At 63.8% G+C, this 10,698-nt stretch carries 12 protein-coding genes; 8 read left to right on the top strand and 4 right to left on the bottom strand.

Going from position 1 to position 10,698, the window contains the following annotated elements; translation table 11 throughout:
• Nucleotides 1-6: 6 nt before the first annotated feature.
• Nucleotides 7-1,308, top strand: coding sequence for a cytochrome P450 family protein (locus ACWEO2_RS34395; protein WP_452409167.1), 1,302 nt, complete (start codon nt 7-9; stop codon nt 1,306-1,308).
• 173 nt (nt 1,309-1,481) lie between these two features.
• Nucleotides 1,482-2,237: a type 1 glutamine amidotransferase domain-containing protein gene (locus tag ACWEO2_RS34400; RefSeq protein ID WP_452409168.1), complete on the top strand. Its 756-nt coding sequence runs from the start codon at nt 1,482-1,484 to the stop codon at nt 2,235-2,237.
• 206 nt (nt 2,238-2,443) lie between these two features.
• Here the strand turns inward: ACWEO2_RS34400 and ACWEO2_RS34405 are convergent, their stop codons facing one another.
• Nucleotides 2,444-3,394 (bottom strand): TIGR03564 family F420-dependent LLM class oxidoreductase, encoded by a 951-nt coding sequence (locus ACWEO2_RS34405; protein WP_452409169.1) that lies wholly within the window; start codon nt 3,392-3,394, stop codon nt 2,444-2,446.
• A gap of 411 nt (nt 3,395-3,805) precedes the next feature.
• On the opposite strand from ACWEO2_RS34405, the gene ACWEO2_RS34410 reads away from it, so the two are divergent.
• From ACWEO2_RS34410 to ACWEO2_RS34430, 5 genes are all read left to right on the top strand, one after another.
• Entirely contained in the window at nt 3,806-5,197 is a 1,392-nt protein-coding gene (locus ACWEO2_RS34410; protein WP_452409170.1) for a nucleobase:cation symporter-2 family protein, read from the top strand.
• A 451-nt stretch (nt 5,198-5,648) separates the two neighbouring features.
• The gene (locus tag ACWEO2_RS34415; RefSeq protein ID WP_452409171.1) at nt 5,649-6,587 is read left to right on the top strand and encodes an SDR family NAD(P)-dependent oxidoreductase; all 939 of its coding nucleotides are present in this window, start codon (nt 5,649-5,651) and stop codon (nt 6,585-6,587) included.
• A 126-nt stretch (nt 6,588-6,713) separates the two neighbouring features.
• Nucleotides 6,714-6,842: a hypothetical protein gene (locus ACWEO2_RS34420; RefSeq protein WP_452409172.1), complete on the top strand. Its 129-nt coding sequence runs from the start codon at nt 6,714-6,716 to the stop codon at nt 6,840-6,842.
• Nucleotides 6,843-6,926: 84 nt separating this feature from the next.
• The gene (locus ACWEO2_RS34425) at nt 6,927-7,124 is read left to right on the top strand and encodes a hypothetical protein (RefSeq protein ID WP_452409173.1); all 198 of its coding nucleotides are present in this window, start codon (nt 6,927-6,929) and stop codon (nt 7,122-7,124) included.
• Between the two features lie 31 nt (nt 7,125-7,155).
• The gene (locus tag ACWEO2_RS34430) at nt 7,156-7,527 is read left to right on the top strand and encodes a hypothetical protein (protein WP_452409174.1); all 372 of its coding nucleotides are present in this window, start codon (nt 7,156-7,158) and stop codon (nt 7,525-7,527) included.
• Between the two features lie 70 nt (nt 7,528-7,597).
• Here the strand turns inward: ACWEO2_RS34430 and ACWEO2_RS34435 are convergent, their stop codons facing one another.
• Nucleotides 7,598-7,966 (bottom strand): hypothetical protein, encoded by a 369-nt coding sequence (locus tag ACWEO2_RS34435; RefSeq protein ID WP_452409175.1) that lies wholly within the window; start codon nt 7,964-7,966, stop codon nt 7,598-7,600.
• On the bottom strand, nt 7,963-8,217 hold the full coding sequence (locus ACWEO2_RS34440; RefSeq protein ID WP_452409176.1) for a hypothetical protein: 255 nt from the start codon (nt 8,215-8,217) through the stop codon (nt 7,963-7,965). Before ACWEO2_RS34440 ends, ACWEO2_RS34435 begins: the two co-directional genes overlap by 4 nt.
• 297 nt (nt 8,218-8,514) lie before the next feature.
• Here ACWEO2_RS34440 and ACWEO2_RS34445 point away from each other — a divergent pair, with 297 nt between their 5' ends.
• A complete protein-coding gene (locus tag ACWEO2_RS34445) occupies nt 8,515-9,813 on the top strand; it encodes an IS256 family transposase (RefSeq protein ID WP_452409177.1) in 1,299 nt (432 codons plus the stop codon).
• Nucleotides 9,814-10,168: 355 nt separating this feature from the next.
• On the opposite strand, the gene ACWEO2_RS34450 is transcribed toward ACWEO2_RS34445, so the two are convergent.
• A partial coding sequence (locus ACWEO2_RS34450; protein ID WP_452409178.1) for a zinc-binding dehydrogenase occupies nt 10,169-10,698 on the bottom strand: 530 nt, incomplete at its 5' end.

Consider the following 10,698-nt stretch of genomic DNA (forward strand, 5'->3'; position numbering starts at 1 on the left):
TCGGGCATGGGGCTCACCATCGCAAGTAGAACGTGTTCCTGGTCGCTGCTGGAGTTCGGAGCTATGGGGCATGAGACCGCATGCGCGGCAAAGGAATTGGCGGTCGATCCATTCGAGCTGACTGATGACTTCTATCAGGATCCGTACACCGCGTATGACCGGTTGCGCAGTCGGGGTCCGGTGCACTACGTTCGGTTCCCCGATTCGAGCACTGCCTGGCTTGTCACCGACTACGAGGTGGCGAAGATCGCGTTCACCGATCCAACGATCAGTAAGGCCCTGAAGTCCACCGGAGCTCGGGCGGCGCTGGCGGCCAACGGCGGTGACCAGCACGTGCAAAGCGGCTTGTTCAAGGACATGATGGTGTTCTACGACCCGCCCGAGCACACTCGGCTCCGCACGTTGGTCAACCGGGCGTTCGGCAGCCGCGCTGTCCGCGACCTGGCGCCCAGGGTCGCAGAGATCGCTGATTCCCTGCTGGCTGCGATGGCAAGCGAATCGAATGCGGACCAGGATCTGTTGGACAGCTACGCGGTTCCGCTGCCGATGATGGTTATCGGCGCGCTGTTGGGGGTTCCGCATTCCGACCGCGACAGTTTCCGGGAATGGTCGACCATCCTGGTCTCGAGCGAACATTCCAACGACGCCAGAATGGCGGCTGTGCAAGAGTTCGTTGCCTATATTGACCAGCTGATTCGCACCAAGTCCGGGGCACCTGATTCCAGCCTGCTTTCCGAGCTTATTGCGGTGGGAGAGGACGGTGACCGGCTTACTCACCGAGAGCTGATCAGTATGGTGTTCCTACTGCTCGTCGCCGGGTATGAGACGGCCGTCAATCTCGTGGGCAATGCGGTTGCAACACTATTGGCCGACAACGACACTCGCGTGATGGTGCGCGATGATCCCAGCCGTATTCCCGCTCTTGTTGAAGAGGTGCTGCGCCACCGATCGCCGGCGGGCGAAGCAACCTTTCGTTACACAACGGAACCGATAGCTTTGGGCGGGATCGAAATCCCAGCCGGCGAGCTCATTGTGGTGTCGATGGCAGCGGCTGGTCGCGACCCGCGCCGTTTCACCGATCCACACCGAGTCGACATCGACCGGCCTGACAATCACCACCTAGCTTTTGGATACGGTATTCATCGCTGCGTCGGAGCCCAACTGGCGCGAATGGAAGCGACAATCGCGCTTACGCGGCTGCTCGGTGAATACCCTGACCTCGAACTCGCTGCCGGTGCTGAACTTGAATGGCGCAGAAGCCTCATCGTGCGCGGTTTGACCAAACTTCCTGTGCGGCTACACCCCTGAGATCGAGCATTGACCTGAAATACAGCGAGCGAGACCATCGAACTGAGCTGCATGGCGTACCGATCTCCCTCCATGTACGCGGACCAATGCGCCGAACAGCGTGATTGCGCGTAAATATCGCGTTGTGCTGATGTATGGCTCAACAGTCGAGGGCCGGCTGCAATGATGTGCGCATGCGCGTGTTCATGCCGGTTCCCGACCGCGACTTCGACGTCACCGAGGTCGCCGTGCCCTGGCGGATCCTGACCGACGCCGGACACGAGGTCGTACTCGCCACCGAGCGCGCGGGCACGGTGCCCGCGGCGGATCCGCGGCTGCTGACCGGAGTGATCTTCGGTCAACTCGGGGCTGAAGCCGAGCCCCGGACCTTCTACCAGCAGCTCACTGGCACACCGGAGTTCACCGCCACGGTCTCCTGGTCGGAGGTGGAGGTGGACGACTTCGACGGACTGCTCCTACCCGGCGGACATGCACCCGGCATGCGGCAGTACCTGGGCTCGGAGACACTGCAGCGGCAGGTCGCAAGGTTCTGGACCCTGGGCCGGCCGGTGGGCGCCATCTGCCACGGTGTCCTCGTCCTCGCCCGGTCCGAAGATCCCGCTACCGGCCGTAGCGTGCTCGCCCAGCGCCGCACCACCTGCCTGCCCAAGTACATGGAGCGCATCGCGTATTTCAGCACCGCATGGCGACTCGGCCGCTACTACCGCACGTATCCGGCCTACGTCGAGGACGAGGTCCGCGCGGCTCTCGACAACCCGGACACCCAATTCCAGCGCGGCCCAGTCGAACTCACCCGACGCGGCACCGCCACCGACGACACCCCCGCCTTCATCGTCGAAGATCGCAACTATCTCTCCGCACGCTGGCCAGGAGACGCCTATCTGTTCGGACGCCGGTATCTCGCACTGCTGGAAGGCACCGAGCGCTGACATCATCAGCGCAAGGTCGCCGACCGCCTCGAAGCCATTATCAACTCCGACGGCACCTACACCGACATCGACCGTGCCCGCCGCCTGTGTCGGCCGCGTGCAGGCCCGGACGTGGTGAGCGGTCCCCACAGCTGCTCGGCGGGTCTTCGGGTTGGTCGGCAACGCCATGCGCGAGGGCGTCGGGGCTGAGCTCGGGATCGCGCGTGCTACAACGCGGGCAGGGCTGCAGCCGTCGAGGAGCCGGCCCGGTCGGCGGTGAGTGCCCCGGCCAGCGCCCAGGTGCGGTACTGATCGTCCGGACCGGCCAGTTCCGTGGTGGTCAGCACGACCTCGGTGGCGCCCGCGTCGTAGTAGCGCTGGATCCCGGCGGCGATGGTCTCCTCGTCGCCGATGAGCGCCAGTTCCGCCGCCCGCGAAGCACCTTCGAGTTCGATGACCCGGCGATAGGACGGCACCTGCTCGTAGAACGCCAGGTGTTGCACCGCCGTCGCACGGGTGCCCTCGACATCGGAGGTGACGACTGCCGGGACGAAGGCGACGATGCGTGGTGCGGTTTCCGACGTCTGCGTGATCACCGGCACGATGTGCTCGCTCAAGGTCTTCGGGCCCGCCAGATAAGGCAGGGTGCCGTCTGCGAGTTCCCCGGCGACTCGTAGTGCTTGCGGCCCCATCGCGGCCACCAACACCGGTACGCGTGGTTCTGCACCGGGAACCGTGGTCGGCAGCGAGGGTGTGACCGTGAGCAGTTCGCCGTGGAAGCTGGCGGTGCCCGTGTCGAGCAATTCCCGTAGCGCGGCGAGGAACTCGCGCAAGCGGGTAATGGGCCGGTCGAAGGCTGTGCCGAACGCGTCGGCGGCGAGCGTGGAACCGACGGCCAGACCCAGGTGATAGCGCCCGTGCGTCGCGGCTTGGGCGGTCTGCGCCTGGGCGGACACCAGCAGCGGATGGCGCCCGACCACGGGGATGGCCGAGGTGCCGACCTGTATGCCCGGCACCTCCCGGCCCACGATGGCGGCGAGGGCGGGGGAGTCGTAGTCCATCCGCTGTCCGAACCACACCGACCCGATACCCAGCTCGGCGACCGAGCGGGCCTGCGCCACGATCTGGTCAACGTAGTTGCCCGAATTCGAGGCAGCGAGCGCAATTCCGAGAGTCATGCCAGGGGCAACCTGCGTGCGCGAACGCCTGTTCCCGAACGGCGAGATGAAATCAGCTCGAGCAGAAGGATTTTCGTCGTCCGGGAGTCGGTGGGCCGATTCGATGACGCACATCCAACGGTGCGAGGAGGTGCGTTACCCCGCGACCGCAGCGGCTTCGTAACGTCTGGCTGCCGCTGCAACTTCCGGGGCCGCAGCACAATGTCGCGCACGGTTTGTACTGCGAGCGACGCACGTTCGAATCACTTTCTCCGCATCAAGACAGCGGCAACTAGCCGAACCAACAATGCGGCGTAGCGACGAGGGAGCGAAGACTGGACATACCTACCGTAGCCACACTCGAGTGATGGCTGTCACATTTCCGATGTAGCGGAACATCATTTCCGCGATCGGAGAGGACGAGGTATGGGGATGTTGACTTGGCGTCGTGGCCGGGCGGACAGTGGACGACCGGAGGATGCAAGACACTCGCCGGGACAGTTGGCCGCCTATGGAGCCCAGCACATTCTGACGATGTACGGGGGTGTGATCGCCCCACCACTCATCGTCGGCGGCGCGGCCGGGCTATCCGCCACCGATATCGGACTACTGGTGACGGCCGCCCTATTCGTATCGGGCCTCGCCACGCTGCTGCAAACCCTCGGAATCGGACCGTTCGGCAGCCGATTGCCCATCGTGCAGGGGGTTTCCTTCGCAGGCGTATCGACCATGGTGGCGATTGCCACCACCGGCGGGTTGCGTCCGGTACTCGGCTCCATCATCGTCGCCGGGGTAATCGGCCTGTTGCTGTCATCGTTCTTTGCACAACTGGTGCGATTGTTCCCCGCGGTGGTGACGGGCACGATCATCACCGTGATCGGCCTTTCACTGATGCCGGTCGCCTTCAACTGGGCCATGGGCAACAACTCCACCGCACCCGACTACGGTTCCCTGGCCAACATCGGATTCGCCGGGCTGACGCTGCTGATCATCCTGGTGATCAGTCGCCTGTTCCAGGGCGCGCTGTCGCGACTGTCGATTCTTATCGGACTGGTGCTCGGTACCGTCATCGCGGCGTGCGCAGGCAAGGCCGATTTCTCCAACGTGGGCGCCGCCCGCTTGGTTGCGCCGCCGCAGCTGCTGCATTTCGGGTCGCCGACCTTCGAAATCGGGGCCATCGTCGCGATGACAATCGTGATTCTGGTGACCCTGATCGAAACCACGGCCGACATCCTCACCATCGGTGAAATCGTCGGGACCGACGTCGATGCCAGGCGGGTAGCGGACGGGTTGCGAGCCGACATGCTGTCGACGACGGTTGCCCCGGTCTTTGGATCCTTCACCTGCAGCGCGTTCGCACAAAACGTCGGCCTGGTCGCACTGACCGGAATCAAAAGCAGGTTCGTAGTAGCAACCGGCGGCCTGATTCTCCTACTGCTCGGTCTGCTCCCGGTGGTCGGCGCGATCGTCGCCGGAATTCCGTACCCGGTACTCGGCGGCGCCGGACTCGTGCTCTTCGGATCGGTTGCGGCAAGCGGGATCCGCACCCTGTCCCGGGTGGACTACCAGGACAACCTCAATATGATCATCGTCGCGGTCGGCATCGGCTTCGGCCTCATACCCGTTGCGGCACCGAAATTCTGGGACGCCCTCCCCGAAAAAATTACAGTGGTCCTGAACTCCGGAATCAGCGCCGCCGCAGTCGCCGCCGTCCTCCTCAACCTCGCCTTCAACGAATGGAAATTCGGCAAACGACCAGGTTCCTCTGTCCTCGCCGCCGCCGTCGACGAGCGTGACCGGCTCGACAACGACGCCAAGCCATGAGCACCCCGATCCTCATACGGTGACGCGATGGGGACTGTTGACCCGACATTCAGTATTCCCTGATCGAACAGGCCGTTAGGCCGAAAAATAGGCCCAGGCAAGGGAGTTCGGAAATCTCTCTGGCCTGGGTGCCGGTCACCACCAAAGAGCACTTGGGCGGTCCGCGCACTCGCGGACTGGCTCTGTCCGCGAACTGTGACGTCAGTTGTTCGCGAATCCTGGTGGCGTGTGGCTCTAGCTACATCACTTCGAAGATGTTCACGAATTACGACAGCAGGGGCAGGTCAGACTCAGCGAGCATCCACCGCCTCCTCGAACGTGTGGTAGTCAGCCGAATTCCGGACATGCGTCGATCCCCCCCGGCGGGGCCGAGCGGTTACTCCTAATCGGTGGCGCCGCATGCCAGTGGTGTGCGAGTGCCGTGCAAGAGCCCGGTGCAAAGGTGGACGGCATGACCTGGCATAGCGGCTATCGGGCCGATGGGAGAACATTTCTGGTTACCGGTGCGAGTGCGGGCATCGGATATTTCGTCGCCGAGCACCTCGCGGTCAGCGGTGCCACCGTGGTGGTGGGCTGCCGTGACACCGCCAAGGGCGACCTCGCGATAGGCGCGATTCGGGCACGGGTTCCCGGCGCTCGTCTGCGGTGCGTGCGTGTGGATCTGGCGGACCTGTCCGCACTGCCCGCGACAGTGGACGCCCTCGGTGTCGACAGCCTGGACGCGGTCGTGCTCAATGCTGGAGTCCTGCTGTCCGGTCCCGATCGCCGTGTGAGTGCCCAGGGACATGAATTGATGTTCGCGACAAACCATCTCGGGCACTTCGCTCTGGTTGCTCATCTGGCGCCGATGCTGACCGCAGCCGCGAACAGTCGGGTGATTACGGTGGGCAGTTTCGCCGCGCGGTCGGAGCGGCTGGATCTTGGCGATCTGCAATCCGAGCACGACTATCAGCCCAAACGCAGCTATGGGCGATCGAAACTGGCCCAGATGCTTTTCGGTTTCGAACTGGATCGCCGTCTGCGTGGACACAGGGCCAGCACCGCCAGCATTGTCGTCCATCCCGGTGGTGCCCTGGACTCGCTGACCCCGTCACGGCCACCGCTGTTCGTCCGCACCACCGCTCAGCGCCTGCGTGGGCTGCCCGCAGGCGTTGTGCTGCATGGTAAACACGCGGCGGCCGAGGGTATTGTCCGGGCCGTTCTGGACACTGAGATCACCGGCGGGCAGCTTTGGGGGCCAAGGGTTTTCGGTCTTCGTGGACAACCTCATAGGGAGGCACCTCGGGCGCATATGACCGACCACGACACCGCCGCCAGACTGTGGGCCATCAGTTCAGCACTCACCGGCGTCGATCCGCTCGTGTGCCCATCTGCACCGGTCCGGTCATGACAGGCCCTGTTTCGACGCCGCAACGTCCCGAATCGTCATGGCCGACGCCTCGCAATCCCGCACAGCTCGCGTTCGAACCCGGCGATCGTGCACGTTCGAACGAACGTCGACTCATAGCTCTAGTCGATGTATGACGAATTCGTCAACCGGGTTGTATCGAATATGTGGGCGCTGGGGGACGACGGCCCGGGCATCGGTGCCGAACTCGGGGCGATGACCTCCACAGCGCAGTTCGACGTGGTCATGCGCAGATAACCTGAAATTAGCTATATGGTGCCGGTTCCACGGAGTAGCCTACGGTCCATGAGCGCATGCGAGGTTTGCGGTAACGATTACGCTATGCCGATCGTCGTCGAGGCTCAGGGAATGCGGCACGTCTTCGACTGCTTCGAATGTGCGATCCACCGCATGGCACCCATCTGCGAGCACTGCAACTGCAAGATCATCGGCCACGGTGTGGAGTCAGACGGCCGATTCTTCTGCTGCGCGCACTGCGCCGTGTCCGAGGGTGCCAAAGGCTTGGTCGACCACGTGTAAGGGCGGTGTCCTCCCGGAACCGGTCAGTCGCATGGAGTTCGAGCTGCTCGGTGTCGGGGCGATGAACTCGCCGCGGTACCGTCCCGCTGGGCTGTTGTTGTGCTCGTCTGGGCGGCGGATCATGTTCGATGGTGGTCCGGGTGCCGTGCCCGACGGCCGTATCGATGCCTGGCTGATCACCGACAACCGTGCCGAGCTCATCGGGCAGATACGCCGCCTTGCGCGGGCGTACGACACCGAACCTGCGGTCGGCTCTTACTGTGATCGAGCACTGCGGGTCGACCCGTGCCCGGTCGTGCACACCGCCCATCCCACCTTTGGCTATCTCATCTCCTGTGGCAGCCGCCGGGTGGTGTGGGCGCCCGAGTTCTGGCAGTTCCCCCTGTGGGTGGCCGGTGACTGAACCGCCCCAACATTCTGGCCGCTTCCCAGTTCTCGTATCCGCGCCAGCAACCACTCGAGCTCGGCCAGCTCTACAGAACCTCTATCCGCGCGGGCTCGGGCAGCTCCTGTGGGCGCTCATCCGTATACCAGGCGTACTCGATTCCGCTGAGCCTGCCGTTCTCGACCCACAGGATGACCTCACCGACAGGTGCCCCGTTCCGGTCCGTGACCGCTCCGCTGGCAAAGATTCCGTCCGTCGACCCGGACGCCGGCACCGCACTGGGCAGCACCGACAGGTCAACGCTGGGTGAACCGACACCCCAGGTCGCCACGACCTGCGCGAACGGGATCTGCGACAGGAACTCGCCCGCACCGGCGGCACCGGACGACAGCAGCTTGGTGACGACGCCGGACTCGAGCTCGGTGAGCACCCGCAGCTGAATCGGTGTAATACTCATCGCATTCTCCTCGGTTCTCGCGCTACGTCACGGAATGTACGCGGTGCCGATTTGAAGACGCCATCGATCATGGCGCCGCGAATATGGACGGTCTGGCCGATGATCGTGCGCACCAGAGGATTCGACCCGTTGTGCACACCGTCCGGTACACCCTGAACGCTCTCGATGATCTTCTTCATCGTCGCCTCCTCGCCACCCAGCGACCGCACCAGCCCGTCCAGTTTGTGCTTCGGCACGAAGACGTGCCCCATCGCCTCTTTGTCGAGCGCGTAATCGTTCCCTGGTTCGGGATATTGCTTCAGTCACGCGATGGACGGTGTAGGAATGGGCAACTTTGACGTACAAGATCGATGGCTTGCGAGCCACGACACCCCTCCATTCGGCAGCAGCACCGACCACACGCACCCGATCAACCCGACACCCGGTTATCCCACCAACATTCCCGAATGATGCACTAGCACAGTGGTTTTAGCCTTGCATGCCACCGCTGTACCTCTCGCGGGACTGTAAATACAACGGTGTAACTCCCAAACAAGGAGTGGCACTTGATGTCTGATGTGGCGACGGCCGGTGTGGCCGATACTGCTGTGGTGGCGAAGCGCAAGGACGCGAAGAGCGCGGTGGATGCCGATCTTGTGGGCCAGCTGGTGGCCCAAGCCCGCGCTAGCGGGCTGCAGTTGACCGGTGAGGGCGGCCTGCTGGGGCAGCTGACCAAAATGGTGGTCGAGTCCGCTCTCGATGGCGAGATCACCGACCATCTCGGCTATGACCATAGCGACCCAGCAGGTCGCGGAACGGGCAACTCCCGCAATGGAACTCGGTCGAAGACGGTGGTGACCGATGTCGGGCCGGTGGAGATCGACGTGCCACGCGATCGGGATGCCAGCTTCGAGCCGCAGATTGTTCGCAAACGCCAACGCCGGTTGAACGGTGTGGAGAACATGGTGTTGTCGCTGTCGGCCAAGGGGCTGACGCATGGGGAGATCTCCGCGCATCTGGCCGAGGTGTATGGCGCCGAAGTATCCAAGCAGACGATCTCGACCATTACCGACAAGGTGATGGACGGGATGGCCGAGTGGCAGAACCGGCCCCTCGACAGGGTGTATCCGGTGATCTTCCTGGACGCCATCCACGTGAAAATCAGGGACGGCAAGGTCGCCAACCGCCCGATCTATGTCGCGTTGGCGGTGACTGTGGATGGCACCCGCGACATCCTCGGATTGTGGGCCGGTGACGGCGGCGAAGGAGCGAAATTCTGGCTGCAGATTCTCACCGAACTGCGCAACCGCGGAGTCGAGGACGTGTGCATGCTCGTCTGCGACGGCCTCAAGGGGCTCCCGGACGCGATCGGGCAGGTCTGGCCCGCTGCGGTGGTGCAGACCTGTGTAGTGCATCTGCTTCGGGCTTCGTTCCGATATGCAGCCCGCCAGCACTGGGACGCCATCGCCAAAGCCTTGAAACCGGTCTACACAGCGCCGACGGAATCGGCTGCGCTGGAACGATTTTACGAGTTCGCCGAAGCCTGGGGCGGCAAGTATCCAGCCATCGTCAAGCTCTGGGAGAACTCGTGGGCCGAGTTCGTGCCGTTCCTCGCGTTCGACACCGAGATCCGCCGGGTGGTGTGCTCGACCAATGCCATCGAGTCGGTCAACGCCCGCATCCGACGCGCCGTCCGGGCACGAGGTCACTTCCCCAACGAGCAAGCAGCCCTGAAGTGCATCTACATGGCCCTCATGGCACTGGACCCCACCGGCACCGGCCAGAAACGCTGGATCACCCGATGGAAAGCGGCGCTGAACGCCTTCGACATCACCTTCGACGGCCGCCTCACCACCGGACGAAAATAACCGAATCAAACCGAGTTACACCGTCTACTGGACAGACCCCCTCTCGCAGCAGATTGCGGAACGTGTGACGTCGCGGACTCGCGGAGGTAATCGGGGAGGAGCAGATTCGTGCGTGTCCATCATCTGGATGGCGGGGGACGCGGCCTCAGAATGGTGTTGTCGAGCGGTTCTTCGGCACCTTGAAGTACGAGCATCTGTTCCGTGGCGCGATCGCTGATGGTGACAAGCGAAACCGCTCGATAGGCGGCTACTTACAGGGCGTCGGCCAGGCCGCGTGATCGGTCTCCATTTGCGCTCAGTGTGACTGTCGCGGAGAGGTTTCAACCTTGGGTGAGCGCGGTCACGAGCCTGGTGTTCATGCCAGCCGAAGGATCAGTTTGCCGCCGGGTCGGCCGGACAGGCTCAGTTCCGCGGCCGCGCGCCAGTCCTCCAACGGGAAGGCGCGGGCGACCGGCACCGTGAACTTGCCCTCCGCCGCCAACTGGGCGTAATCGCCCAGCACGTGGCCGGGGTCGTGGATCGCATTGTCGCTGAACTGGGTTCGCACGCCCAGTTCGTGGGCCGCGGCGAAGTCGCTGACGGTCAGCACGTCTGCCGGTTTACCGACCGCTCGGACGACCTCGGGCAGGCAGTTGCTCACCGGTGCCGTGTCCAGGGCGAGGTCGACCCGGCCACCGGCCAACTCCAAGACCCGCTCGGCCATGCCCTCGCCGTAGGCGATGACCTGGGCGCCCAACGCACGCAACGCATCGGCATAGGTCTTGCCTGCGGAGGCGATGACCCGGGCTCCCCGCTGCAACGCCATCTGCACCGCGGCATATCCGACGGTGGTTCCCGCGCCATTCACGAATACGGTGATGCCGTCGGCCGATTCGGGGACGCCGA

It is taken from the genome of Nocardia sp. NPDC004278 (assembly GCF_053602975.1).